The 22,938-nt window shown below is 71.9% G+C and carries 29 protein-coding genes; 12 read left to right on the top strand and 17 right to left on the bottom strand.

What is annotated here, in order from left to right; translation table 11 throughout:
- Positions 1–16: 16 nt before the first annotated feature.
- Genes ACLJOK_RS15610 through ACLJOK_RS15595 form a run of 4 tightly spaced genes read right to left on the bottom strand, consistent with a single transcriptional unit; the run spans position 17 to position 3,456 of the window.
- The gene (locus tag ACLJOK_RS15610) at positions 17–1,261 is read right to left on the bottom strand and encodes a metallophosphoesterase (RefSeq protein WP_410819565.1); all 1,245 of its coding nucleotides are present in this window, start codon (positions 1,259–1,261) and stop codon (positions 17–19) included.
- Between the two features lie 13 nt (positions 1,262–1,274).
- A complete protein-coding gene (locus ACLJOK_RS15605) occupies positions 1,275–1,529 on the bottom strand; it encodes a MoaD/ThiS family protein (protein WP_410819564.1) in 255 nt (84 codons plus the stop codon).
- A 2-nt stretch (positions 1,530–1,531) separates the two neighbouring features.
- Entirely contained in the window at positions 1,532–2,545 is a 1,014-nt protein-coding gene (gene moaA / locus ACLJOK_RS15600) for a GTP 3',8-cyclase MoaA (RefSeq protein WP_410819563.1), read from the bottom strand.
- Entirely contained in the window at positions 2,542–3,456 is a 915-nt protein-coding gene (locus ACLJOK_RS15595) for a fructosamine kinase family protein (RefSeq protein WP_410819561.1), read from the bottom strand. Before ACLJOK_RS15595 ends, moaA begins: the two co-directional genes overlap by 4 nt.
- Positions 3,457–3,629: 173 nt before the next feature.
- On the opposite strand from ACLJOK_RS15595, the gene ACLJOK_RS15590 reads away from it, so the two are divergent.
- From ACLJOK_RS15590 to ACLJOK_RS15575, 4 genes are all read left to right on the top strand, one after another.
- Entirely contained in the window at positions 3,630–4,673 is a 1,044-nt protein-coding gene (locus ACLJOK_RS15590; protein ID WP_410819559.1) for a DUF4192 domain-containing protein, read from the top strand.
- A gap of 61 nt (positions 4,674–4,734) precedes the next feature.
- On the top strand, positions 4,735–4,986 hold the full coding sequence (locus tag ACLJOK_RS15585; protein WP_357235635.1) for a hypothetical protein: 252 nt from the start codon (positions 4,735–4,737) through the stop codon (positions 4,984–4,986).
- A complete protein-coding gene (locus ACLJOK_RS15580; protein ID WP_410819558.1) occupies positions 4,983–5,381 on the top strand; it encodes a hypothetical protein in 399 nt (132 codons plus the stop codon). Before ACLJOK_RS15585 ends, ACLJOK_RS15580 begins: the two co-directional genes overlap by 4 nt.
- Before the next feature lie 110 nt (positions 5,382–5,491).
- Positions 5,492–6,208, top strand: a complete 717-nt coding sequence (locus ACLJOK_RS15575; protein WP_410819556.1) for a GAP family protein — start codon at positions 5,492–5,494, stop codon at positions 6,206–6,208.
- A gap of 13 nt (positions 6,209–6,221) precedes the next feature.
- On the opposite strand, the gene fdhD is transcribed toward ACLJOK_RS15575, so the two are convergent.
- The gene (gene fdhD, locus ACLJOK_RS15570; protein ID WP_410819554.1) at positions 6,222–7,088 is read right to left on the bottom strand and encodes a formate dehydrogenase accessory sulfurtransferase FdhD; all 867 of its coding nucleotides are present in this window, start codon (positions 7,086–7,088) and stop codon (positions 6,222–6,224) included.
- Between the two features lie 227 nt (positions 7,089–7,315).
- Between fdhD and ACLJOK_RS15565 the strand changes: the two genes are divergently transcribed.
- The 3 genes from ACLJOK_RS15565 to ACLJOK_RS15555 all read left to right on the top strand — a co-directional run bounded on the left by ACLJOK_RS15565 (position 7,316) and on the right by ACLJOK_RS15555 (position 9,441).
- On the top strand, positions 7,316–7,990 hold the full coding sequence (locus ACLJOK_RS15565; protein ID WP_410819552.1) for a molybdenum cofactor guanylyltransferase: 675 nt from the start codon (positions 7,316–7,318) through the stop codon (positions 7,988–7,990).
- Positions 7,987–8,253: a DUF6457 domain-containing protein gene (locus ACLJOK_RS15560; RefSeq protein WP_112625373.1), complete on the top strand. Its 267-nt coding sequence runs from the start codon at positions 7,987–7,989 to the stop codon at positions 8,251–8,253. The genes ACLJOK_RS15565 and ACLJOK_RS15560 overlap by 4 nt, the downstream gene beginning before the upstream one ends.
- Before the next feature lie 81 nt (positions 8,254–8,334).
- On the top strand, positions 8,335–9,441 hold the full coding sequence (locus tag ACLJOK_RS15555) for a T3SS (YopN, CesT) and YbjN peptide-binding chaperone 1 (protein ID WP_410819550.1): 1,107 nt from the start codon (positions 8,335–8,337) through the stop codon (positions 9,439–9,441).
- A gap of 6 nt (positions 9,442–9,447) precedes the next feature.
- Here ACLJOK_RS15555 and ACLJOK_RS15550 read toward each other — a convergent pair whose 3' ends face one another.
- Complete coding sequence (locus tag ACLJOK_RS15550) at positions 9,448–10,404, bottom strand: zinc-binding dehydrogenase (protein ID WP_410819548.1); 957 nt, start codon at positions 10,402–10,404, stop codon at positions 9,448–9,450.
- A 72-nt stretch (positions 10,405–10,476) separates the two neighbouring features.
- Positions 10,477–10,941, bottom strand: a complete 465-nt coding sequence (locus ACLJOK_RS15545; protein WP_210787437.1) for an Lrp/AsnC family transcriptional regulator — start codon at positions 10,939–10,941, stop codon at positions 10,477–10,479.
- A 59-nt stretch (positions 10,942–11,000) separates the two neighbouring features.
- Here ACLJOK_RS15545 and ddaH point away from each other — a divergent pair, with 59 nt between their 5' ends.
- A complete protein-coding gene (ddaH, locus tag ACLJOK_RS15540; protein ID WP_410819546.1) occupies positions 11,001–11,834 on the top strand; it encodes a dimethylargininase in 834 nt (277 codons plus the stop codon).
- Between the two features lie 142 nt (positions 11,835–11,976).
- Here the strand turns inward: ddaH and ACLJOK_RS15535 are convergent, their stop codons facing one another.
- Both ACLJOK_RS15535 and ACLJOK_RS15530 read right to left on the bottom strand, forming a co-directional pair.
- Entirely contained in the window at positions 11,977–13,164 is a 1,188-nt protein-coding gene (locus tag ACLJOK_RS15535) for an ABC transporter substrate-binding protein (protein WP_410819544.1), read from the bottom strand.
- 81 nt (positions 13,165–13,245) lie between these two features.
- A complete protein-coding gene (locus tag ACLJOK_RS15530) occupies positions 13,246–14,043 on the bottom strand; it encodes an alpha/beta hydrolase family protein (RefSeq protein ID WP_410819542.1) in 798 nt (265 codons plus the stop codon).
- Between the two features lie 84 nt (positions 14,044–14,127).
- Between ACLJOK_RS15530 and ACLJOK_RS15525 the strand changes: the two genes are divergently transcribed.
- The gene (locus ACLJOK_RS15525; protein ID WP_238661813.1) at positions 14,128–14,730 is read left to right on the top strand and encodes a bacterial proteasome activator family protein; all 603 of its coding nucleotides are present in this window, start codon (positions 14,128–14,130) and stop codon (positions 14,728–14,730) included.
- Positions 14,731–14,732: 2 nt separating this feature from the next.
- On the opposite strand, the gene ACLJOK_RS15520 is transcribed toward ACLJOK_RS15525, so the two are convergent.
- The 3 genes from ACLJOK_RS15520 to ACLJOK_RS15510 form a co-directional block, all read right to left on the bottom strand.
- Positions 14,733–15,545, bottom strand: coding sequence for an HAD family hydrolase (locus tag ACLJOK_RS15520; protein WP_210787440.1), 813 nt, complete (start codon positions 15,543–15,545; stop codon positions 14,733–14,735).
- A complete protein-coding gene (locus ACLJOK_RS15515) occupies positions 15,545–16,366 on the bottom strand; it encodes an HAD family hydrolase (RefSeq protein WP_410819541.1) in 822 nt (273 codons plus the stop codon). Before ACLJOK_RS15515 ends, ACLJOK_RS15520 begins: the two co-directional genes overlap by 1 nt.
- Positions 16,367–16,640: 274 nt before the next feature.
- Positions 16,641–17,378: a hypothetical protein gene (locus tag ACLJOK_RS15510; protein WP_410819539.1), complete on the bottom strand. Its 738-nt coding sequence runs from the start codon at positions 17,376–17,378 to the stop codon at positions 16,641–16,643.
- 131 nt (positions 17,379–17,509) lie between these two features.
- Between ACLJOK_RS15510 and ACLJOK_RS15505 the strand changes: the two genes are divergently transcribed.
- The 3 genes from ACLJOK_RS15505 (at position 17,510) to ACLJOK_RS15495 (ending at position 19,290) form a co-directional block, all read left to right on the top strand.
- Positions 17,510–17,941 (top strand): OsmC family protein, encoded by a 432-nt coding sequence (locus ACLJOK_RS15505; protein WP_410819537.1) that lies wholly within the window; start codon positions 17,510–17,512, stop codon positions 17,939–17,941.
- Between the two features lie 149 nt (positions 17,942–18,090).
- Complete coding sequence (locus ACLJOK_RS15500; RefSeq protein ID WP_196924705.1) at positions 18,091–18,438, top strand: metallopeptidase family protein; 348 nt, start codon at positions 18,091–18,093, stop codon at positions 18,436–18,438.
- 129 nt (positions 18,439–18,567) lie between these two features.
- Complete coding sequence (locus ACLJOK_RS15495) at positions 18,568–19,290, top strand: AIM24 family protein (RefSeq protein ID WP_410819535.1); 723 nt, start codon at positions 18,568–18,570, stop codon at positions 19,288–19,290.
- 87 nt (positions 19,291–19,377) lie between these two features.
- On the opposite strand, the gene pheA is transcribed toward ACLJOK_RS15495, so the two are convergent.
- From pheA to ACLJOK_RS15470, 5 genes are all read right to left on the bottom strand, one after another.
- Complete coding sequence (gene pheA, locus ACLJOK_RS15490; RefSeq protein WP_410819533.1) at positions 19,378–20,331, bottom strand: prephenate dehydratase; 954 nt, start codon at positions 20,329–20,331, stop codon at positions 19,378–19,380.
- A gap of 10 nt (positions 20,332–20,341) precedes the next feature.
- Entirely contained in the window at positions 20,342–20,836 is a 495-nt protein-coding gene (locus ACLJOK_RS15485; protein WP_410819532.1) for a hypothetical protein, read from the bottom strand.
- A gap of 207 nt (positions 20,837–21,043) precedes the next feature.
- Positions 21,044–21,433 (bottom strand): ACT domain-containing protein, encoded by a 390-nt coding sequence (locus ACLJOK_RS15480; protein WP_410819530.1) that lies wholly within the window; start codon positions 21,431–21,433, stop codon positions 21,044–21,046.
- Positions 21,434–21,508: 75 nt separating this feature from the next.
- Positions 21,509–21,967: a hypothetical protein gene (locus tag ACLJOK_RS15475; RefSeq protein ID WP_238681601.1), complete on the bottom strand. Its 459-nt coding sequence runs from the start codon at positions 21,965–21,967 to the stop codon at positions 21,509–21,511.
- Between the two features lie 168 nt (positions 21,968–22,135).
- A complete protein-coding gene (locus ACLJOK_RS15470) occupies positions 22,136–22,873 on the bottom strand; it encodes a hypothetical protein (protein ID WP_410819528.1) in 738 nt (245 codons plus the stop codon).
- Positions 22,874–22,938 lie beyond the last annotated feature (65 nt).

Genomic DNA, 22,938 nt, shown 5'->3' with positions numbered 1-22,938 from the left:
GCGGACGTGACCTCCGCTATGCCGAGCGCAGCTCGACCAGACTGATCTGCGGCTCCGCGCCGACCCGGACCGGCGGCCCCCAGAAACCGGCGCCGTTCGTCACGTAGACCTTGGTGCCGTCGACCTCGCCGAGCCCGCTGACCACCGGCTGTTCCAGCCTGACGGCCAGGTTGAACGGCACCATCTGACCACCGTGGGTGTGCCCGGACAGTTGCAGGTCGACGCCGTACCGGGCCGCCTCCTTGGCGGCCAGCGGCTGGTGCGCGAGCAGGACAACGGGTCGGCTCGGGTCGCGGTCACCGAGGGCAGCGGCGAAGTCCGGCCCGGCGGCGAGGCCGGTGCCCACCGCGGTGAGGTCGTTCACGCCGGCCAGGTCGAGCACACCGCCCCGGGCCTGGATCTCCTGCCGCCGGTTCTGGAGCACCCGCAGACCGAGCCGGTCGACCTCCTGGACCCACTCCTCCACGCCGGAGTAGTACTCGTGGTTGCCGGTGACGAAGAAGCTGCCGTAGCGGGAGCGCAGGTCGCGCAGCGGCGCGGCGGCCGAGCCGAGTTCGGCCACGGAGCCGTCGACCAGGTCACCGACGACCGCGACGATGTCCGCGTCGAGCCGGTTGATCGCGGCGACGATCCGCTCGGTGTGTGCCCGCCCGCGCAGTGGGCCGAGGTGAATGTCGGAGACGGTGGCGATGCGCAGACCGTCCATGCTGCGGGGGAGCTTGGCCAGCGGGATCCGCACCCGGTCGAGGTGGGGCGGGCCGAGCGCCGTGCGGATGCCGTACCCGGTGACGCCGGTGGCGGTGAGGCCGGCGAAGATGGCCGCCGAACGGGCCAGCAGCAGCCGACGGGACGGGTCGTGGTCCGGTGCCGCCACGGCGCCGGCGGCCGGCGGCTCGGTCGGCCCGGCGGCGCCGACCAGCACCGGCTCGGGCGCGGCGGTGGTGGGCTCCGCGGCGACCACTCGGCGACGCAGCACCAGCCGGGCGACGAGCATCGGAACTTCCAGCACTACCAGTACGACAAGCAGGTAGAACATCAGCGCGAGCCACAGGTAGCCCGGCCACGCGAGCCAGTAGAGCCCGGCCTGCGTCCCGGCGAGGGTGACCGGCACGAGCAGGGCCAGCACCAGGGCGGCGATCCCGCCGATCCGTCGCCAGCGGCCCGGCGTGGTGGTGTCCCGAACGAGCCGCTTCCACAGGTAGAGGTGGATGAGACCGGTGACCAGCGCCAGGACAGCCACGAACCCCAGAACCGCCATCATGTGTGCGCCTCCCTCAGCCGCCCGCGAACGGGGGCAGGACATCGATCGTGGCCCCGGCCGGCAGGGGTGCCTGACGATCATGACAGGTGACGCCGTCCACGAGGAAACTCGCCACCCGCAGCACCCCGGCGAGCCGGTCGCCGTGGCGCTGGGTCAGCTCGGCCTTGAGGTCGTCGAGTGACCGCCCGGCGGGGATGGCCTCCTCGGCGCGGCCGGCAGCGGCGCGGGCGCCCGCGAAGTAGCGAATGGTCAGCGGAGTCCCGTCCATGCTCAGCCTCCGATCGCGGACATCGGGCGGGTCGGCTGAAGGAAGGTGGGATCGTCGATGCCGTGCCCGGCGCGCTTGCCCCACATCGCGGTACGCCAGCGTCGGGCCACCTCGTCGTCGTCCGCGCCGGTGCGCAGTGCGGCGCGCAGGTCCGACTCTTCGGTGGCGAAGAGGCAGGCGCGCACCTGGCCGTCGGCGGTCAACCGGGTGCGGTCGCAGTCCCCGCAGAAGGGGCGGGTGACGCTGGCGATCACGCCGACCCGGGCGGGGCCCCCGTCGACCAGCCAGGTCTCCGCCGGTGCCGCGCCGCGCTCGGCCGGGTCGGGGCTCAGATCGAACACGGTACGCAGCGACGCCAGGATCTCCTCGGCGGTGACCATGGTGTCGCGGGCCCAACCGTGCTGGGCGTCCAACGGCATCTGCTCGATGATCCGCAACTGGTAGTCGTGATCGAGGGCGAAGCGGAGCAGCGCCGGCGCCTCGTCCTCGTTGACACCACGCATCAGCACTGAATTGATCTTCACGGGGCTGAGCCCGGCGGCCGCGGCTCCGGCGAGCCCGGCCAGCACTGCGTCGAGGCGGGGGCGGCGGGTGAGCTTGGTGAACCGGTCCGGGTCCAGGGTGTCCAGTGAGACGTTCACCCGGTCCAGGCCGGCCGCCCGCAACGCCGGGGCCAGCCGGTCCAGGCCGATGCCGTTGGTGGTCAGTGAGACCCGGGGGCGGGGTTCGAGGGCGGCGACCGCCGTCACGATGTCGACCAGACCGGGTCGGATCAGCGGCTCACCGCCGGTGAACCGCACCTCGGTCACGCCGAGCAGTTCGACAGCGACCCGGACCAGCCGGACGATCTCCTCGTCGGTCAGCAACTCGGGGCCGGCCAGCCAGGGGAGCCCTTCCGCCGGCATGCAGTAGGTGCAGCGCAGGTTGCACTTGTCGGTGAGGGACACGCGCAGGTCCCGGGCGACACGGCCGAACCGGTCGACGAGGACGCCGGCGGTCCCCGGGGCGACGCTCACCTGTCGACCGTAGCGCGCTCGGCCGTGCTCAGGACGGCACGGGCGGTCTGGACGACCACATCTCGGAAGCTGGCGCCGAAGAGCGCGGTGTGCACGAGCAGCAGGTGCAGCTGATGCAGGGGTACGCGGTCACGCCAGCCGCCCGGTAGTGGCCAACTCTCCTGGTAGGCGGCCAGCACCCGATCCAGGTGGGGGATGCCGCCGAAGAGGGCGAGCTGGGCGAGATCCGTTTCCCGGTGCCCACCGTGCGCTGCCGGGTCGACGAGCCAGGCCCGGTCATCGGCCCCCCACAGCACATTGCCCGGCCACAGGTCGCCATGGATGCGCGCGGGCGGCTCGTCGCCGCCGAGCCCGTCGAGGCGGCCGATCACCTGCTCGACCAGAGCGGCGTCGGCGCTGGTCAGTGCGCCACCGTCGACCGACCGTCGCAGGTAGGGGGCGAGGCGCCGCTCGGCGAACCAGGTCGACCAACGCCCGCCCGTGGGGGTGTTGTCCTGTGGGAGCGAGCCGACGAACCCGGGCCAGCTGGCACCGAAGGTGGTCGCGCCCGCCCGGTGCAGCCCGGCCAGCTCCCGGCCGAAGCGCTCCGCGGCCTCCGGCGTCGGTTCGCCGGGCTCCACCCAGTCGAGCGCCAGCAGCTCCGGCAACACCACGATCACCTCGGGTACGCCGACAGCGCCCGCCTCCCGCAGCCAGCGCAAGCCGGCAGCCTCGGCGGCGAAGAAGCCCTCCGGCGCCGGCCGGTCGGCGTCTTCAGGCCAGGACTTGGCGAAGACGGAGTGGCCGTCGTCGAGGGTGAGCCGGGCGGCGGCGCAGATGTTTCCACCGGCGACCGGCGTCTCCCGGAGCCGCTGATGGGTCCGGAAGGTCGGGAGGTGTGCCGGATGCGCGCGCAGGTACGCCAGGTCCATCAGCGCACGGTAACCGCTCCTTACGACAGCCAGGTGTCGCCCGACGACATCGGCGCTCTTTCCGCACCCGTGGATGTGGCGTGAGCAGGGACAACACGTTCAGTAACTGTGGATAAGCCGCGTGTCGTCCACAGGGGTGGCAGGGCCCGGTACGCCCGCCGCAGGCTTCCGACATGACCTCGACCGAACGTCCTCAGCTCGCCGTCCGCTCACCCGCCGACCTGATCGCCGCTGTGCCGTACCTGCTCGGCTTTCATCCCACCGACAGCGTGGTCGCCGTGGCGCTGGTCGGCCGGCAGATCGTCTTCGCCGCCCGCGCGGACCTGCCCGACCCGACCGAGCTGGGTGGGCTGGCCGGGCACCTGGCTAGTGTGATCCGCCGGCAGGGCGCGGAGGCCGCCACCGTTGTGGGTTACGGGCAACCGGAGCGGGTCACCCCGGCCGTGGACGCGGTGCGCGACGCGCTGAACGACTTCGGGCTGCACGTGCTCGACGCGCTGCGGGTGACCGACGGTCGCTGGTGGTCCTATCTCTGCACCGAGCCCGACTGCTGCCCGCCCGAGGGTCGCCGCTACGACCCGACCGCCAATCGGGTGACAGCCTCGGCGGTCTTCGCCGGCCAGGTCGCACTCCCCGACCGGGCCGCCCTGGTGGCGCAGGTGGCACCGGTGGACGGCCCGGCCCGGGACGCTGCCCGCGCGGCCACCGCCCGCGCCGAGCTGAGACTGGCCGAGCTGGTCGAGCAGGCGCCCGAGAGCGACCTGCTCGGGGCGCGGGCGCTGCGCGCCGCCGGGGTGGCGGCGGTCCGCGAGGCCCAGCGCCGGCAGCGGCGTGGTGAGCGGCTCGACGACGACGAGGTGGCCTGGTTGAGCCTGCTGATGACCCACCTGCCGGTTCGCGATCACGCGTGGGAACGCACCGACGGCCGGGACCGGGACATCGCCCTCTGGACCGACGTACTGCGCCGCGCCGAGCCGGAGGTGGCCGCCGCGCCGGGTGCGCTGCTGGCATTCGCCGCCTGGCGCGCCGGACAGGGCGCGTTGGCGGCGGTCGCGCTGGAACGGACGCTGAGCCTGCACCCCGACTACTCGCTCGCCCTGCTGCTGGACGACCTGCTCCGGCGCGGCGTGCCCCCGGCCGAGCTGGACGGCTGGCCGTCGGTCGGGATGCCCGGCGTCATCCCGCCCCGCAAACGGAGCCGACGTGGCCGCCGCTGATCGGCCCCGCCATCAGCGCGGTAATACCGCCGGTGCTACCGACGTTGATAGGCTGGCGGACGTGACAGTGAAGCGCTCCGTGAGCCTCCCCGACGACGTCGCGGACTGGCTCGACCAGCAGCCCAACGTCTCGGCCGCCATCACCGCGGCGGTACGGGTGCAGATGGCCCGCGTGCACCTCGACGAGGTGCTGCGGCGAGCCGGCATCGAGGTGACCGAGGCGGGTAGGGCGCGATGGCGGGAGCGCCTCGCCACGCCCATTCCGGCGGACGCTCTGGCCGAGGGGCGTCGGATGTTGGGACGCGCCGGATGAGCGATCAGATCGCTGTCGTGTTCGACGCGTCGGCGTTGACGGCTTACATCGAGGGCAACGTCTCGGTGGGGGAGTTGATGCTGGAGGTCGCCGAAGAGGGTCGGCAGGTGGCCATCCCCGCGACCTGCCTGGCTGTCGCCTTCGCGAACGTGGCCGACGAGATCGATGCTGCGCTACTGGCCCTGATGATGACTGCCCCGATGATCCGACTGCTGCCACTCGACGCCGAGGACGTGCGCGACACCGGCAAGTTGGCCCGCGCCGCGGCCGGAGACATCTCGTCCGGCCAGGCCGCCCGTGCGGCACTCACCCACGAGGCGCACTACGCGACGGTGCAACCCACTGTGGCAGCGAAGGTGCTCCCCACCAACTGGAGCATCCTCGACCTGGCGTGACGGGACGCCCTCCGTCGAAGGATGTACGCGTTGCTCCTGTCCACGGCCGACGCGGCGGGGTCACCGCCGCCGGAGAATGATCTCGTGGCCCTTCTCCGCGTTGGTACGACATGACCCCCGAGTTGCTGCTGTCGCTGGCCGGGCTGGCGTTGATCGACAGCACCAGCATCGGCACCCTCTTCATTCCGGTCTGGTTGCTGCTCGCCCCCGGGCCGGTCAACGTCCGGCGGATCCTGGGCTACCTCGCCACCATCGCGGCGTTCTACCTCGCGGTAGGGCTGCTGCTGGTCTGGGGCGGCAGCGCGCTGGGCGATGCGCTGGGCGGCGCCCTGGACAACCGGGGCGTCCTCTGGGCGCAACTCGTCCTGGGCGTGGGAATGCTGGCGCTCAGCTTTCGCTACGACGGCAAGCGGCGTCCCCGTACCGGTGGCGTGTTGCGCTGGCGGGACCGGGCCACCGCCGGAGATTCCTCGGCCCGCTGGTTGGTCGGGCTCGCGCTGCTCGCGGCGCTTGCCGAGGTGGCGACCATGCTCCCGTACCTCGGTGCGGTGGGTCTGTTGGCCACCTCGGGGGTGGGGGCGACGAGCGTGGTGGCGCTGCTCACCGGGTACTGCCTGGTCATGGTGCTGCCGGCGGTGTTGTTGCTGGGTGCCAGGGTGGCCCGCCCGCGACTGGTCGAGCCGGTGCTGGCCCGCCTGAACACCTGGATCGTCACGAAGGCGGGCAGCGCGTTGGGCTGGATCCTCGGCATCGCCGGTTTCCTGATCGCCCGTGATGCCGCCGCACGGCTGGCCCTGTTCGATCTGATCGACCGGATCGGTAAATGACGGGCCGCTCACGTCAGGCTGGCTGCTCCACTGTGATCCGGTGGGGCCCGGTGTAGACGTTCATGGTCCGCCCGCGCAGGAAGCCGACAAGTGTCATCCCCGCCTCGTCAGCCAGTTCGGCGGCGAGGGTGCTCGGGGCGGACACCGCGGCCAGCAGCGGCAACCCCGCCATCCACGCCTTCTGGGTCAGCTCGAAGCTGGCCCGTCCGGAGACCAGCAGCAGGTGCCCGGCGAGCGGCAGCCGGCGTTCCCGCACGGCCCAGCCGATCACCTTGTCCACGGCGTTGTGCCGGCCCACGTCCTCCCGGAGCACCACCAGCTCACCGTCGGGGGTGAACAAACCTGCCGCATGCAGCCCACCGGTCCGATCGAAGCCGCGCTGGGCGGCGCGCAACCTGTCGGGCAGCTCGGCGAGCAGAGTGGCCGGCACGCTGAGCGGATCCGCCGCGACCGGGAAAAGCGACCGGGTGCGTACCGCGTCGATGCTGGCCTTGCCGCAGACTCCGCAGGAGCTGGTCGTGTAGAAGTTCCGGGACGGGTCGGTTGTCGGTTCCGGTACGCCGGGGGCGAGCACCACGTCCACCACGTTGTACGTGTTCGGCGTTTCCGCGCCGGCGCAGAGTTGCGCTGTCAACACGTCGTCGGTCGACCGGATCAGCCCCTCCGTCAGCAGGAACCCGATGGCCAGGTCCAGGTCGTCGCCCGGGGTACGCATGGTGACGGCGAGCGGCCGACGTTTGCCGGGACCGGCCGCGCCGACCCGGATCTCCAGCGGCTCCTCCACGGCGAGCGTGTCCGGTCGGCGGACCGATCCGCGCCCGTCGGTGGCCGCGTCCAGGTCGATCCGGAGTACGCCGCGTCGATCAGTTGCCCGTCCCATGCCGCCATCCTCCACCCAACCCCGACCCCACCCCACACCCGCGCGTTGATCATGAAGTTGTCCGCGCGTGTCGTCGGCGTGTCGAGCGACAACCTCATGATCACCGGGGCGAGGGGTCGGGCCGGCAGGGTCGGGCCGGCAGGGTCGGAGGGGTCGGGTGGGGGCCTCGTGATTGGGCCTGACCGAGCGCCGGCACGATCGGGCGCTGGCACGGCTACGGTGGCCGGGTGGGGACGTACGCCGCAGTGGTGCTCGCGGGTGGGGCCGCCCGACGGATGGGCGGGGTCGACAAGCCGGCGCTTCCGGTCGGCGGCCGGCCGATGCGTGACCGGGTGCTGGCCGCCGTCAGTGACGCGACGCCGCGGGTGCTGGTTGGTGCTGCCGACGCCGTGCCGCCGGGTGTGCGGGTCGTCCGGGAGGACCCGCCCGGCGGAGGTCCGGCCGCCGCGGCGGCTGCCGGCCTGGCGCTGCTGGATGCCGACATCACCCTGGTCGCGTTGCTCGCCGCCGACCTGCCGCTGCTCACCGGGGCCGCGATCGGTGACCTGCTGGAGCACCTCGACCGGGAGACCACCGACACCGAACCACCGGGCGGCGGCTCAGCTCCGGCGTCGCCGGGGCGCAGCGGTCCCGACGGCGAGCGGGCACCGGACGGGGCGTGCTTCGTGGACGGGGACGGGCGGCGGCAGTCGCTCTGCGGTGTCTGGCGGGTCGCCGCGCTGCGGGCGGCAGTGGACCGGCTGACATTCGAGCGGGGCGGCAGTCTGTCCGGAGCCCCGGTCCGGGCTTTGCTGGCGGGACTCGTCGTACGGGAGGTGGCCTGGTCCGGCGAGGGCCCGCCGCCGTGGTTCGACTGCGACACTGACGAGGACGTACGCCGGGCGGAGGAGTGGACGCGATGACGGTGATGGACGACTGGGTCACGGCGGTGTGCGCCGAGTTGGATCTGGACCCGGCCGCGGTGCCGGTGCCGGCGGTGCTGGATCTGGCCCGGGACGTCGCTCACCAGGTGCTGCGTCCGGGTGCGCCGGTCACCGCGTACCTCTTCGGATTGGCGGTTGGCCGGGGCGCGGACCCGGCGGACGCTGCGGCCCGGCTCAGCGCGCTGGCGGGCGCCTGGCCGGTGGAGCTGGGCGCCGACCCCGCTGACCCGACGGCCCCCTGACCGCCGCTGTCCGATCCCGGTCCGGGCTGATTCGACCAACAGGCGGCGTGGGTAGGGTGATCGTGACGGACGGAGGCGATCATGACGGCTGACCACCCCTCGGCGCCGCACGGTGATCTGCCCGGCGCTTCGACTGAGCCGGCGGAATCGATCCTGCTCGACGAGCCCAGCACCACCGACCTGCGGGCGAAGGTGACCGAGGCGTGGCGGGAGTTCGCCCGCGCGCTCGCCGTGCGGCTGCGGGAACTTCCCGTCGGCGCGCACCTCGACCTGACCCTGGACCCCACCGCCTCCGGCACGGGGGACGCCGTCTATTCGATAAGCGTCGACATGGACGCGGACCGGGTGTTGTCCGCCCGCGCGGTCGGCAACGCCGCCCTGCCGGCGGGCTACCGACTGGACCGGGGCGCGGTGGCGGACATGGTCGCTCTCGGTTGGTCCCCGCCCGGGGTGGTCGCCGGCTCCGGCGGTTCCTTCGGGCTGAACGCCACGACGGCCGAGTCGACGCAGGTCGCCACGCTGCTCTCCCGCACGCTGCGGGACGTATACGGTGCTCCGCACCCGGCGTTCCTCGTCTATCTGGTGCACGACGCCGAGGGCGAGCCGTTGGCCGTGGACCCGCTGGGCACGGCCCGCAGCGAGTTCGGTCCGGACGCCGACGTCGAGGGGGACCTGGAGGAGGCGTTGGCCGAGGCGGCCGCCGCGCAGGTCGAGCGGGACGACGTGCTCGACCTGGCCGATCGGGTCCGCACCGTGGTCTCCACAATGTTGAAGTCGGACACCGACCGGTTGCAGATCGATTCGGACGGCGACATCACCATCCGTGCCGGCTCGGCGATGGTCTTCGTGCGGGTACGGGACAATCCGCCCCTGGTGGACGTCTTCTCGCCGGTGCTCACCGAGGTGGAGCCGACCGAGCGGCTCTACGTCAAGCTCTCCGAGCTGACGAACCGAATGCCGATCGGCCGTCTCTACTGCGCCGACGACACGGTCTGGGCGTCCATCCCGGTGTTCGGCCGCAACTTCCAGGCGACCCACCTGATGCTGGCGGTGCAGGTGATGACCGGCCTCGCCGACGAGTTGGACGACCGTCTGCACGGCGAGTTCGGCGGCAAGCGGTTCTTCGGTGAGGGTGACAAGCCGGTCCGGCGCGACGAGTCGGAGCACCGCACCGGCATGTATCTCTGAGCCCGATCAGGTCACGTCCAGCAGCGTCTTGCCGACCGTCGCGCGCGCCTCGATGGCGGCGTGCGCATCGGCGGCACGTTCCAGTGGGAAACGCTGGCCGATGAGCGGTCGCAGGCGGCCGGCCGCCGCGTCCGCCAGGGCCTGTTCGGTGTACGCCCGCAGTCGGGCCGGCGGCACGTCCGGGCGGACCACTGTGACCTGCCGTGCCGTGGCGGCCTCCGCCGACACCGGGGACCACTGCCCGCTCGCCAACCCGAAGCTGACCATCCGGCCGCCCGGGGGGAGCAGGTCGAAGGCGGCCCGGGCCACCGGACCACCGACCCCGTCGAGCACCACGTCGACCCCGCCCACCTCGGCGCGGACCCGCTCGGCCCACTCGGGCAGCAGGTAGTCGACGGCCAGCTCAGCGCCCAGGCCGGGTAGCAGGTCCACCTTGCGTCGCCCACCGGCCGCGCCGATCACCCGGGCTCCCGCCCGGACCGCGAGCTGCACCAACAGGCTGCCGACGCCGCCCGCCGCGGCCTCCACCAGCACCCGGTCACCTGGGCGGACGCCGACCGCCTCGATCAGCATGGTGGCGGTCCGCCCGTCGGCCAGCAGCGCCACCGCCTCGTCCAGCGCCAACCCGGCCGGCACCGCGATCGTCGACGACGCGTCCACGGCCGCGCGTTCGGCGTAACCGCCGGAACCTCCGGTGGCGCTGACCACCCGCTGCCCGGTCAGCGCCGGGTCGACGTCCGACCCGACACCAGTGATCACCCCGCCGACGCCGTTGCCGGGGATCAGCGGTGGGGTGAGGCGGAACGGGCCGGGGTGACCGGCGCGCAGTTGCGTCTCGATGAAGGTGATGTTCGCGTGCGCGACGTCGATCAGCACCTGGCCGGGGCCGGGGACCGGGTCGGGCGCGGGGCCGGGCACCAGCACCTCGGGCCCGCCGAACTCATGTAACCAGATCGCCCGCATGACAGTCCCCTCGGCCCCGATGGGCTGCCTCGCCCACTCGGGGCCAGTCCATCTCCTCAACCTGGGTTGAGGTCAAGAGGCGCCGGCGGACGGGCCGACGCCGGGGGACTCGACCAGCCGGGAGAGCACGATGGTGCTGCGGGTGGAGGTCACGAAGGACTCGGCACGCAGCCGCTCCAGCGCTGCCTCCAGGTGGGCGATGTCGGCGGCGCGCAGGTGCACGAGCGCGTCCGCCTCCCCGGACACGGTGTACGCGCCGACCACCTCGGGGTGTCGGCGGGCGGCCACTCCGATCTGCGCCGGGGTGGTCCGGCCGGCGCAGAACAGCTCGACGAAGGCCTCCGTCGTCCAGCCGACTGCGGCCGGATCAACGACAGCCGTGAATCCCCTGATCACACCGGTGGCGCGCAGTCGGTCGACGCGACGCTTGACCGCTGGGGCGGAGAGTGACACCCGGGCGCCGATGTCAGCGTAGGACGCGCGGGCGTCCGCGACGAGTAACGCAATGATCCGCTGGTCTACCGCGTCTATCTGCAACGTTCCGCCTCTGGGAAGCAACGCTTGTGGCTGTTTTCAAAGTTCTACGGTACCTACTCTTGGTGACCGTGAACCAGCAGCGTTTCCCGCGAAAGCGGACATATCTCATGTGCTCGCCGGAGCACTTCGCGGTCGAGTACGCGATCAACCCGTGGATGGACGTGACCACCCCGGTCGACCGGGACCTGGCCGTCAAACAGTGGGACCGGCTGCGCGAGACGCTTGTCGGCCTCGGCCACGAGGTGCATCTGCTCACCCCCGAGCAGGGCCTGCCCGACATGGTCTACGCCGCCAACGGCGGCTTCGTGGTGGACGGCAGCGTCTACGGCGCCCGGTTCAAGCACGAGCAGCGGGCCGCCGAGGCCGCCGCCCACCACGCCTTCTACGAGGCGCAGGGCTGGCGGTTCATCGCACCCAGCGAGACCAACGAGGGCGAGGGTGACTTCGCGTACGTGCCGGAGGCGCACGGCGGGCTCATCCTGGCCGGTCACGGCTTCCGCACCGAGATCCCCGCGCACGCGGAGGCGCAGGAGGCGCTGGGTCGTCCGGTGGTGTCGCTGCGCCTGATCGACCCCCGCTTCTACCACCTGGACGTGGCGCTCGCGGCCATCGACGACGCGAACATCGTCTACTTCCCGGGCGCGTTCTCCGCGGCCAGTCAGCGGGTCCTCACCCAACTCTTCCCGGACGCGGTGGTCGCCGACGACGAGGACGCGTTGGCCTTCGGGCTCAACCTGGTCAGCGACGGCGCGAACGTGGTGCTCAACAGCGAGGCCACCCGCCTGGCCGGCAAGCTCAAGGCGGCCGGGTACAGCCCGGTCCCGGTCGAGTTGGCCGAGCTGAAAAAGGGCGGCGGCAGCGTGAAGTGCTGCATCGCCGAGCTGCGGCACTGACCCGCGAACGCCGCCGACGGACCGGAGCCCGGCCGGCCACCGCGGCAAACTTCCTGGCGGACTACGGAATTCAGTCGGCCTAACGCCTCGGGGCCGGCCTCCCACTGGGAGACCGGCCCCGAATCGTGCTCCGGGTGGGCGTTCAGCCCAGCGTGGCCAGCTCGTTGATCAGCACGTTCGACATGACCTGACCGTCGCGCTGCACCTCGCGCAGGTACCACTTCTGCTGCGGGGTACGCGGCTGGTTGAACTGCCAGATGCCGCGCGGGCTGTCGATCTGGCCGATCTTGCCCAGCGCCAGGTTGACCTGCTGCGGCGTGGGCTTCCCGCCGGTCAGCTGGATGGCCTGGTCGAGCACCTGCGCCGCGTCGTACGACGCCATCGCGTAGGTGGTGGGGGTGACCTGGTACTTCTTGCGGTACGCCGAGGCGAAGACCCGGTTGGACGTGTTGTTCAGGTCGGCCGAGTAGTTCAGCGCGGTCTGGATGCCCAGCGCGTTGTCCTTCAGGTTCTCCAGCACGGTGCCCTCGGTGAGGAAGCCGGGTGCGTAGATCGGCCCGGCGAACTTCTCGCGCAGCTGCTTGATGAACTCCACAGCGGCCGCTCCGGCGAAGAAGCAGAAGACCGCCGTGGGCTTCTTGGCCAGCGCCTTGGTGATGTCCGAGGCGTACGTCGTCTTGCCGGGGTTGGAGGTGGCGCTGGTGTAGGTCACCGGGTCGGCGATCCGCGGATCGGTGGTGCCGAAATACTGCCGGAAGCCGCGGACCACGTCCGGGCTGCCGACGTTCTCCGGCATTATGATCGCGACGCGGCCGTTCGCCGGCAGTTGGTCGCGCAGGTAGCGGCCCAGCGCCTTGCCGGCCTCGTCGAGCACGTACGAGGTCCGCCAGATGTAGAAGACGCTCTGCAGGCTGCTCGGTGAGGCGTTGGAGCCGATCAGCGGGACCCGGGCCTGCTCCACGGTGTCGCGGATGCCGACCATCACCGCCGAGTTGACGACGCCCGTGAGCGCCAGCACGCCCTGCTTGAGCAGGCCCTCGACGGCAGCCTTGCCGGTCTTCGCGGTGTCGCCCTCGTCGGCGGTCAAAAGCTCCACCGGGTGGCCGCCCAGCCGCTGGTCGTGCAGGTCGAGGAAGAGCTGGAAGCCATTGGTGATGTCGTCGCCGATGCTCTTGAAACCACCAGCCTGCGGCGTGATCAAACCGATCTTGATCGGGCCCCGGTCGGCGGTCGGCTCGGCGTCACCGTCTGAGCCACACGCGGCGACGAACCCGGTGGTACCGAGCGCGGCCAAGAGTTGGAGCGCCCGCCTGCGATTCATCTGCGACACCGAGTTCCTTCCAAGGAAGCGTTACAGGGCCGAACACCGCCCCACCGGCGTTCTACCTGGTCCGCGACGCTGCGTCAATGGCTAGTGATCATCGTGCAAGGACCGCAACACGGCAAGGACCTGAGGCCAGGCGATGGCCTCCGGGTCGATCAGCCCGAAATGCTCGCATCCGGGCAGTTCAACAAGGGAAATATCGGAACCTGTGGCACGCGCTTCCGCGACGAAATCCCGGCTCATCTCCACCGGAACCTGATGATCGTCGGAGCCATGGATAACTACTGTCCGTGTCCGTATCGGTACCAACATGCGTGGATCCGTGCTCGCGTACCGGTCCGGGAACTGCGCCGGGCCGCCGCCGAGGAGCGCGGCGACCGCGCCCGAGTCCAGATCTCGCCGGTACGCCTCGCCCAGATCGGCCACCGGGGCCAGGGCGAGCACCCCGCCCACCGTCGCCGGGGCGGTGGCCGCCACGTACAGCGCCAGGTGGCCGCCAGCGGAGTGCCCGACCAGGATCGGCGCCGCCAGGCTCACCCGGCCGGGCAGCGCCTCGGCCGCCAGCGCCGGCAGCTCGGCCACCCCGGTCAGTACGTCGGTCAGGGTGCCCGGCCACCCACCTCCGGGCTGCCCGGTGCGGCGGTACTCCAGCTGCGCCACCGGGTAGCCGTCAGCGGCGAGGGCTGCGGCCAGCGGGCCGGTGTGCCGTCGGTCGTACTCGGCCCGCCAGAAGCCGCCGTGCAGGACGACGACCAGCGGCCGGGCCTGCCCGGTTCCGGCCGGGAGGCGCAGATCGGCCACCTGATCGGGGTGGTCCCCGTACGCCACCGTCCGGTCGGGCTCCGGTGCGGGCCGGGTCAACACGGCGCGCGGGTCGACAGGCATGGCGCGACGGTAGCGCGCCCCGCCCGGGTGGTTCGGCCCCGGTAGTCGGTCCCGGCCGGCATGACCCGCGCCCGCTGGGTAAAGATGGACCCCATGACCGAAGCGCGCTCCGCTGGACAGAACGACGAGCCCGGCCCCGACGACTCCGGCCACTCCGGCACCGTGGTGGTGGTTGGCCCGGACGGCCGGCCGATCGGCACGATGCAGACCGACGAGGGCCAGGGCGAGGACCCGACCCGCCTGGTCGAACAGCCGGCCAAGGTGATGCGGATCGGCAGCATGATCAAGCAGTTGCTGGAGGAGGTGAAGGCCGCACCTCTCGACGACGCCAGCCGCAACCGGATGCGGGAGATCCACGAGCGGTCGATCGTCGAGCTCAAGGAGGGCCTCGCCCCCGAGCTGCGCGACGAGCTGGAGCGCATCTCGCTGCCCTTCGCCGAGGACAAGGCCCCCAGCGAGGGCGAGCTGCGGATCGCGCACGCCCAGCTCGTCGGCTGGCTGGAGGGCCTGTTCCACGGCATCCAGGCGGCCCTGGTGGCCCAGCAGATGGCCGCCCGGGTGCAGCTGGAGCAGATGCGCGGCGGCCGGCAGGCGCTGCCCAGCGGTCCCGGTGGGGTCGTCCCCGGGATGCCGGGCATCGGCCAGCCGGGCGCCGGCGAGGGTCACAACACCGGTCAGTACCTCTGACCTCAGTCCACCCCGAAGATCTTCTCCAGGTACGCCGCCACGCCGTCCTCGGTGTTCGCCGTCGTCACATCATCGGCGACCGCCAGGACGGCACGGTGCGCGTTGGCCACCGCTACGCCACGCCCGGCCCAGGTCAGCATCGGCACGTCGTTGGGCATGTCACCGAAGGCCAGCACGTCCGCAGCGGCCACCCCGAGCTGGTCGCAGTACCAGGCGAGGCCCGCCGCCTTGGTCACCCCGGCCGCGGAGATCTCCACCAGCCCCGAGGACGACGAGTGCGTGGCCTCGGCCAACCCTGCCACCGCCGTGGCGATCAGCTCGGCGAAGGCATCCGGGTCCTGCTCGCCGGCTCGGGCGAGGAGCTTCACCGCCGGGACCGACAGCAGCTCCTCCGGCGTCTCGATCGGCCGGATGCCGTTGGCGTCGGCGTCCCAACGCAGCGGGTAGTGCGCCTCGTGCCGCATCTCCCGGCTGTCCAGGATCTCCACGGCGAAGCTGATCCCGGGCACCTCGGCCCGTAGTCTCCGGGCCACCTCGGCCAGGTGATGCGGGGCGAGCGGGTCAGCCCGCACCACCTCGTCCTCGAACGGGTCGTAGACCACGGCGCCGTTGGCGCACACCGCCGGCAGCGGTCGGGCGAGCTGGTCGTACACCATCTTGAGCCAGCGGACCGGACGGCCGGTGACCAGGACGACCGGCGTGCCTCGCGCGGAGATCCGCGCGAGCAGGTCGGCGGTGCGTGGGCTGACGGTGTGGTCGTCGCGGATCAGCGTGCCGTCGATGTCGGTGGCGATGAGGCGGGGCGTGTCTCCCATTACCGGGACAGTAGCCGGTCCAGATACACCGCCACCCCGTCGTCGTCGTTGCGCAAGGTCACCTCGTCGGCGACGGCGCGCAGCGCGGGGTGCGCGTTGGCCACGGCCACCCGCGACCAGCCGGCCCACTCGAACATCGGCAGGTCGTTGGGCATGTCACCGAAGACCAGCACATCGGCCGGGTCGACCCCGAGGGTCTGCGCCACCACTGTCAGCCCGGTCGCCTTGTCGACGCCGGGCGGGCAGATCTCGATGAAGCCGAGCCCGGCCTGGGTGAGCGTGGCGACCTGCGGCGGAACGATCCGACGGGCCACCGCCAGCAGCTCGTCCACGTGGTGGTCGGCGGTCCGGGCGAACGCCTTGATCACGTCGCAGGCGAGGCACTCGTCGCGAGTACGCGCCTCGAAGCGGTCCTGGTAGGGCCAGCTCTCGTAGTAGTCGCCCCACAGCGGCGCGTCGTGCTCGTCGGACGCCTCGACCATCACGGTCAGTGGGCCGACCTCCGCCTCCAGGTCGGCGAGGAGCCGGGCCAACACCTCGGCGGGCAGCCGCTCGTCGCGGAGCACCACCGGGCCGGTCGGGTCGCTCTGGTCGACCACCCGTCCGCCACCGGCCATCACCAGGAAGTCGGCGGCCCGGATGTCGTTGCGGGTCAACTCGGTCAACCGAGGGCCGCGTCCGGTCGCGCCGACCACCGGAATTCCGGCGGCGCGCACCCGGTCGAGCACCCCATGGGTGTACGCGGAGACGGTGTCATCGCTGCGGACCAGCGTCCCGTCGAGGTCGGTCGCGATCAACTTGGGCAGTCCCGGGCGGGTCATCGTTCCTCCTTCGCCCGCCGCCGTCGCACCGCCAGGGTCACGGAAATCGACTCCCGGCGTGACGGCGGGCAGCAACCGTACCTCGCGAAACGGGCCCCAACCATGGCTTCCAGGCGAATCGGACGCCAACCCAAGGTGTCCCCCGCGCGCCGCCCTCCCCTCCCGGCGCGATCTTGCACATTCGGTTGCCGTTCTGCGTGTTTATGCGCCCTATGCCGGGACAGCAACTGCAAGATCGGCGCGGGGTGGGGTAGCGCGGCGCTGCGTGGGGTGGTTAGGGCTGGGGGTCGGAGCGGGCGAAGGGGGCGGCGGGGGTGACCGTGAGGTCGGCTGGGGCGGGGAGGCCGTCCTCGATCGGGTCGGGGTCTCGGCGGCGGCGCCAGGAGCGTGGTGCTGGCGGGTCGGCGGGCCGGTCCTCGTCCGGCGGCCCGAACGCGCTGGGGGGTGCGGCGGGCGCCTGCCGCAGGGCGGCCGCGAACAGCACACAGGCGGCGAATGCCATCACCAGACCACGGCCGTACTCGACCTGGAAGCCGTCCTCGGGCGAGTAGAAGAGGTTTCGCTGACCGGGGTTGTCGAGGCTGGCCGTGGCGGCCACCAGCAGCGCCAGCAGGGCACCGGCCAGGGTGAGGCCGGCCAGCCGGGCGTTCGGCCGCACGGCCGCCGTGCCGCGCAACGACAGCGCCACGATGCAGACGAGAACGAGGAGCCCGAACAGGTAGCCGACCCCGAAGCCACCGACATCGGACACCCCGGCGGGCACCTTGATGGTCGTGTTTCCTTCGGGCCCGCCGTTCGGCACGCTCATCACGAGCCACTCACCGACGAGCGAGGCGATCGCGGCCACCGCGCCCAGACCGGCGAGCAGGAGGGGCAGACGAGGATCCTGCGCGAGATCGGCCAGGGACCAGGCGAAGCGGCGTCGCTGGGCCGGCTCGTCGGCACCCCACTCGATCACCGCCGGGGCCTCGGATCGGTCGCCCTGCCGCGGGATTGGAAGCTCCTCGGACATCGGCCACCCTTCCGCCGGTCACGGACCTGGCTCGCATCATGGCACAGCAAGCTGGTGGTGACAGGGATCGCAGGGCTGGCGAGCGCGCCGGTCTGTCGCTCGGCGGTCGCCTTTCCGCTAGCGTTTGCCCCATGCCTATCCGTACCGCTTCAGCACAATGGCAGGGCAATCTCCCCGAGGGCGCGGGCACCATCCGCACCGGTAAGGGCGGCCTGTCCGGCAACTACTCCTTCAAGTCCCGCTTCGAGGAGGGTGAGGGCACCAACCCCGAGGAGCTGATCGCCGCCGCGCACGCCGGCTGCTTCTCGATGGCGTTCTCCAAGGCGCTTGCCGACGCGGGCTCGACGGCCACCTCGGTCGAGACCACCGCCAAGGTGCACCTGGACAAGACCGACGCCGGCATGACCGTGACCCGGATCGACCTGGAGACGGTCGGTCAGGTCCCGGGGATCGACGAGGCGGAGTTCCAGAAGCTCGCCGAGGCCGCCAAGGCCAACTGCCCGATCTCCCGCCTGCTCTCGCCGGGTGCCGAGATCACCCTCAACGCCCGCCTGGCTGCCTGAGCCAGCCGGCCCACACCGCACGTCCACGGAAGGAGCCTCCGCCCGGTCCCGGGTGGTCGCTTCTTCCGTGCATGTGCCGATGACGGCCACGGTCGTCCAGCAGGACCGGGCCGTGTGCCCGCGCGTCGGGCACAATGGGCGAGGTGCCGGTGGAGATGAGCCGTGAGCGCTTCGAGGAGTTGGTCGGCGAAGCCCTCGACGAGGTGCCCGAAGAACTACTCGGCCTGATGAACAACGTGGTGATCCTGGTCGAGGACGACCCGCCACCGGGAGAGGTCGACCTGCTCGGCCTCTACGAGGGGCATGCGCTCACCGAGCGCGGTTGGGACTACTCCGGCGTGCTGCCCGACCGGATCTTCATCTATCGCCGTCCGATCCTGCGGATCTGCGACAACGACGAGGACGTCATCGACGAGGTGGCGGTGACAGTGGTGCACGAGATCGCCCACCACTTCGGCATCGACGACGCACGGTTGCACGCGCTCGGCTGGGGCTGAGCCCCGCCGCTCGACGCCCACCCGCGCCACACGGCCGCGCCGCGCCGCGCCGCCCGGCCGATGGCTGGTGCTTGCCGAGGTCGCCTACCGTCGGTGCAGCGAACTCGACCCTATTCAGGAGGCCCTTTAATGCGCAGCGAGCTGTTCTCCGCGGAAAATCTGGAGAAGGAGTCCGCGCAGCCCGGCATGCGGTTGCAGAACTCCAAGATGTTGAAGATCGAGCTCAACGGTGAGGCGATGGCCCGGGTCGGGTCGATGGTCGCCTACCAGGGCAATGTGCAGTTCCAGGCGTTGGGTTCAGGCGGGCTCGGCAAGTTCCTCAAGCAGAAGCTCACCGGCGAGGGCGTCCCGCTGATGAAGGTCTCCGGCCAGGGTGACGTCTTCCTCGCCGAGCTGGCCAAGGACGTGCACATCATCGACCTGGAGCCGGGCGACGCCCTCTCCATCAACGGCTCCAGCGTGCTCGCCTTCGAGTCCACCCTCCAGTACGACATCAGGATGGTCGGCGGCGCCGGGATGGCGTCCTCGTCCGGCCTCTTCAACTGTGTGTTCAGCGGCTACGGGCGGATCGCCATCACCACCAAGGGCACCCCTGTCGTGCTCAACGTGGACGCCCCGACGTACGTCGACCCGCAGGCCGCGGTCTGCTGGTCGGCGAACCTCCAGACCGGCTACCACCGGGCCGAGCAGCTCGGCCTCGGCACACTGCTCGGGCGCCGCACCGGTGAGTCGTTCACCATGAGCTTCGCCGGTCAGGGCTTCGTGGTCGTGCAACCGTCCGAGGAGCCGCCGGTCCTGGGCAGTGGTCAGCAACAGCAGGAGGGCGGTCTGCTCGGCGGTCTGCTGAGCTGATCGGGAGTGGCGCTGGGCGCACCTGATCTGTCGAGCTGACCGCAGCGGCGCGGACGCCCCCGTTCTCCTGGGGGCGCTCCGCGCCGGTCAGGTCAACTCACCGGTACGCAGGCGGGTCAGCCAGGCCGCCGCGTCGGCGTAGTCGACGTCGGAGAGGCCCGCTGGCGCGGGCACCGGGCGTTCGCCCGCCTCGGCCCACCGGTGCCGGGGATAGGAGCCCAGGAAGCGGACGTCGGCACAGACCCTTCGGAGCCCTTGCAACGCCTCGCCCAGGCGTACGTCGGCCACGTGCCCGGTGCAGTCCAGGAAGAAGACGTAGCGGCCCAGCGCCTCGCCGGTCGGACGGGATTCGATCCGGGTCAGGTTGACCCCGCGGACGGCCAGCTCCATCAGCACGGACAGCAGCGCGCCGACCCGGTCGTGGGCGATGTAGACCGCGAGCGAGGTGAGGTCGTCACCGGTCGGCGGCGGTGGCGGGCCGGGGCGGGACACCAGTGCGAACCGGGTCACCGCGTCGGGGTGGTCGGCGATCTTGTCGGCGAGTGTGGTGAGTCGGTGCCGGGAGGCTCCGATCGGTGCGCAGATCGCCGCGTCGTACTCACCAGTGCCGGCGCCGGCGGCGGCCGCGCCGTTGGAGAGCACGTCGACCACCACGGCGTCGGGCAGGTGGTCGCGCAACCAGCCCCGGCACTGGGTGGACGCCTGTGGGTGGGCCGCTACGGTGTGGATCGAGGTCAGCGGGGTGTCGGGCCGCGCGGCGAGCACGAACTCCACCGACAGGATCACCTCGCGGGTGATCACCAGCGGCTCGCCCTCGGCCATCTCGTCCAGCGTGACGCCCACCGCGCCGCCGATCGAGTTCTCCAAGGGCACCAGCGCGGCGTCGGCGTCGCCGGCGCGGACGCTGTCCAGTGCCTCTCCGACGCTGCGGGCGGGCGTACGGGTGCCGCGCTCGGCGGCGGGTATGGAGCGCAGGGCCTGCTCGGCGAAGGTGCCCTCCGGCCCGAGGAAGACGAAACGTGTCGGCGGTGTTCCCGGCATGGCGATCAGCCTACGCACCCGGCCCGTTGGCCGGGCCGGCGTCGCAGGCGAGGGCGCGGATCCCGGCCGGGCTGGTGGCGCGTACCTCGATGGTGCAGACGTCAGTGCCCGCGGTGACCAGCACCGGGGAACCGGGCTCGCCCCGGGTGATCACCTGTAGTTCCTCGTGCCCGGTCACCGTCAACACTGTGAACTGCCAGTCGCCGGCGCAGAGGGGCCCGGTGCGGACCTGGACCCGGACGTTCGCCGGCAGCACTCCGGCCCGGCCGCGCAACAGTTGCAGCACCCGCTGCCCGGTCGGCCCGTTGCGGCAGGCCGTCGCGACCAACCCGGCGTCCGGGGTGGGCGTGACAGTACCGAGAGACGGCGCGGTGGTCGGCGGCGTGGCCGGTGCGGTGCTCGGGCCGGACGGTGCCGGCGCCGCGGTGTGGGTGGGCACGCTTGTCGGCTCCCCCAGCCCGGGTGGGGCCCCACAGCCGGCCAGCGCCGCGACGGCGAGCGCCATCGGCAGGACACGGGCGAGGCTCCGCGCAGGAACGCGCTCGGCTGCCCGGCCAGGAGTCGCCGGCGAGCTGTGCATCGTCGACCGCGGCGAGGGGGGCGCGGGCGGGGGTGGGGTGAACGGCACGGGCCGATCCTCGGGACATCGGAGAATTCGTCGCGGCCGGGGTGGCCGAGCCCATCGTAGGGTGAGCGGCCGGTCGGGTGAAGGTCAGCCGGTGACGCGGTGCCCGGCGCGCTGGAGCGCGGCAGTGCCCTCGGCCAGCCGGACGGTCGGCACCAGCAGGTAGTCGGTGTCGAACGTGGAGAACGTGACGGCGCTGACCCGTGCCTCGGCGAGCGGGTCGACCAGCGCGGCCAGGCTGCCGGTGCCGGCCGGCGCCACCGGGGCGCTGACCCGTAGGCAGCGCCAGGTCGTCTCCACCACGGCCTGTGCCGGCGCCCGGTCGGTCGGGCAGATCACGGAGATCCCGTCAGAGGTCCAGCTCACCGTCACCACGTCCGCGCCGCGCAACCCACTCGACAGCGCGTACGGCACTGTGGTGCCGGCGGCCAGCCGGCACACAGCGTATTCCCCCGGCAGCAGAGCGATATCGAGCATGAGGGCACCCTACGGCCTTCGTGCGGGCCTGCCCCGGCAACGCCGCGTGCGGCGAAGGACACACTGCGCCGCAGGTCAGACCTCGGAGAAGAAGGTGAGTGAGCCGGCGACGGTGCCGTCGGTGAGCACCGGGGTGGAGATCGCGTCAACAGTCGCGTCGGAGCTGTTCGCCGAGGCGGCCTGCACCCGGAGTAGCCCACGCGCGAGTCGGCCGGAGGAGAGCGCCAGCAGGGGCGGGATCTTGTCGATCTCGGCTTCGGTCAGCTCGCCCCGGTTGGCGGTGAAGTCGAGCAGGCGAAGCCCGCCATCGAGCAACGGTCGTCCGATCAGCCCGGCCGGCTCGCCGAGGCAGAGCAGCTCACAGCCGGCCGCGGAGATCGCCACCACCCGGGTGTCGGCGTCGATCAGCAGACACGGCTCATCGGCCCGGGAGACTGTCGACGACCATTGGCCGACGTTGTCGGACTCCGGCTCTGTCGAGGCCCGCGCCGCCGGCACGAACGCTTCCGAGAGCGAAAGTTCGACGTGGGCCACCGCGCCTCCTATGTGCACCGATCGACTGTCCACGCTAGCGGGTCGCCGACGGAATCACCGAGCGCACCGGGTCACCGGGCGCGCAGCGTGAACCGAGGCGACCGGTGACGGCGCGGAGACCGGTGAGGTGATCGGGGGGACCGGAGCCGCGTGGCGTCGCCGGTGACGTTACCGGCGGTGGGCCGGCTTGTCAGCGGCCGTTCGGCCCTCGTCGTACCACCGGTAGTCGGCCGTTGGACGGTACGTGCCGTTCAGCCAGGTGCCCGGGTGCTGCGCGACCCGGGAAAGCTTCTCGGCGGTGGCAGGGCTGATCCGGCTGCCGCCGGCCACGAGCAGCCGGTCCAGTTCCCGGTGGGTGGCCATCAGGCAGTCCTTCGGAAGGCCGTAGACGCTGATCACGCCCGAGCCGACGAAGGTCAGCACCGGTGTCACCGGAACGGGCAGCCCCACCGCGTCGGAGAGGGCCTTGCTGGCCCGCTTGGCGTCCCGGCGGGACTCGGCCACGTACGGGGGCCGCTTGCCGTTGATCTGCACCACGTCGCCGGCGACGAGCACTCTGGCTCGGCCGTGGTCGGCGATGGTCACGGCGAAGAGGCCACTCGGCCCGATGGCGAGGAACCCGGCTCGGTCGTCCTGACCGCGGTCGAGAACGTCTGTCACGTCGGTGCGCGGCCACTCGACCACATGCCAGGCAGGCCCGAGGTGGTCGAGTTGGCCCAACGCGCGTGCCCCGGCGGCCTCCAAGCGGCGTGCACCCCGCTCGGCCCGACGGCGGCGGGCCCATTCGAGCGGTGTCGGACGGACCGGCTCGAGAACCCCCGGCGCCTCGACGCGGGGGTGTGGCACCGCGACGGGCGGCAGTGCCCGAGCGGACGGTACGGCTCGTCGTGCGGGAAAGACAGTCATCGCGACCTCCGGCAAAAGGTCCCTCGAAGTTATGTCCTCACTACCCTACGTTGCCACTACCGGTG

It is taken from the genome of Micromonospora sp. 050-3 (assembly GCF_046549335.1).
Lineage (GTDB): Bacteria > Actinomycetota > Actinomycetes > Mycobacteriales > Micromonosporaceae > Micromonospora > Micromonospora trifolii.
This window is presented reverse-complemented; position numbering and strand designations above follow the sequence as displayed.

Coding starts and splice junctions, on each gene's coding strand:
- ACLJOK_RS15610 (WP_410819565.1), bottom strand. CDS start 1,261: ATGATGGCGGTTCTGGGGTTCGTGGCTGTCCTGGCGCTGGTCACCGGT.
- ACLJOK_RS15605 (WP_410819564.1), bottom strand. CDS start 1,529: ATGGACGGGACTCCGCTGACCATTCGCTACTTCGCGGGCGCCCGCGCC.
- ACLJOK_RS15595 (WP_410819561.1), bottom strand. CDS start 3,456: ATGGACCTGGCGTACCTGCGCGCGCATCCGGCACACCTCCCGACCTTC.
- ACLJOK_RS15590 (WP_410819559.1), top strand. CDS start 3,630: ATGACCTCGACCGAACGTCCTCAGCTCGCCGTCCGCTCACCCGCCGAC.
- ACLJOK_RS15580 (WP_410819558.1), top strand. CDS start 4,983: ATGAGCGATCAGATCGCTGTCGTGTTCGACGCGTCGGCGTTGACGGCT.
- ACLJOK_RS15575 (WP_410819556.1), top strand. CDS start 5,492: ATGACCCCCGAGTTGCTGCTGTCGCTGGCCGGGCTGGCGTTGATCGAC.
- fdhD (WP_410819554.1), bottom strand. CDS start 7,088: ATGGGACGGGCAACTGATCGACGCGGCGTACTCCGGATCGACCTGGAC.
- ACLJOK_RS15560 (WP_112625373.1), top strand. CDS start 7,987: ATGACGGTGATGGACGACTGGGTCACGGCGGTGTGCGCCGAGTTGGAT.
- ACLJOK_RS15555 (WP_410819550.1), top strand. CDS start 8,335: ATGACGGCTGACCACCCCTCGGCGCCGCACGGTGATCTGCCCGGCGCT.
- ACLJOK_RS15550 (WP_410819548.1), bottom strand. CDS start 10,404: ATGCGGGCGATCTGGTTACATGAGTTCGGCGGGCCCGAGGTGCTGGTG.
- ACLJOK_RS15530 (WP_410819542.1), bottom strand. CDS start 14,043: ATGCCTGTCGACCCGCGCGCCGTGTTGACCCGGCCCGCACCGGAGCCC.
- ACLJOK_RS15525 (WP_238661813.1), top strand. CDS start 14,128: ATGGACCCCATGACCGAAGCGCGCTCCGCTGGACAGAACGACGAGCCC.
- ACLJOK_RS15520 (WP_210787440.1), bottom strand. CDS start 15,545: ATGGGAGACACGCCCCGCCTCATCGCCACCGACATCGACGGCACGCTG.
- ACLJOK_RS15515 (WP_410819541.1), bottom strand. CDS start 16,366: ATGACCCGCCCGGGACTGCCCAAGTTGATCGCGACCGACCTCGACGGG.
- ACLJOK_RS15510 (WP_410819539.1), bottom strand. CDS start 17,378: ATGTCCGAGGAGCTTCCAATCCCGCGGCAGGGCGACCGATCCGAGGCC.
- ACLJOK_RS15505 (WP_410819537.1), top strand. CDS start 17,510: ATGCCTATCCGTACCGCTTCAGCACAATGGCAGGGCAATCTCCCCGAG.
- ACLJOK_RS15495 (WP_410819535.1), top strand. CDS start 18,568: ATGCGCAGCGAGCTGTTCTCCGCGGAAAATCTGGAGAAGGAGTCCGCG.
- pheA (WP_410819533.1), bottom strand. CDS start 20,331: ATGCCGGGAACACCGCCGACACGTTTCGTCTTCCTCGGGCCGGAGGGC.
- ACLJOK_RS15485 (WP_410819532.1), bottom strand. CDS start 20,836: ATGGCGCTCGCCGTCGCGGCGCTGGCCGGCTGTGGGGCCCCACCCGGG.
- ACLJOK_RS15480 (WP_410819530.1), bottom strand. CDS start 21,433: ATGCTCGATATCGCTCTGCTGCCGGGGGAATACGCTGTGTGCCGGCTG.
- ACLJOK_RS15470 (WP_410819528.1), bottom strand. CDS start 22,873: ATGACTGTCTTTCCCGCACGACGAGCCGTACCGTCCGCTCGGGCACTG.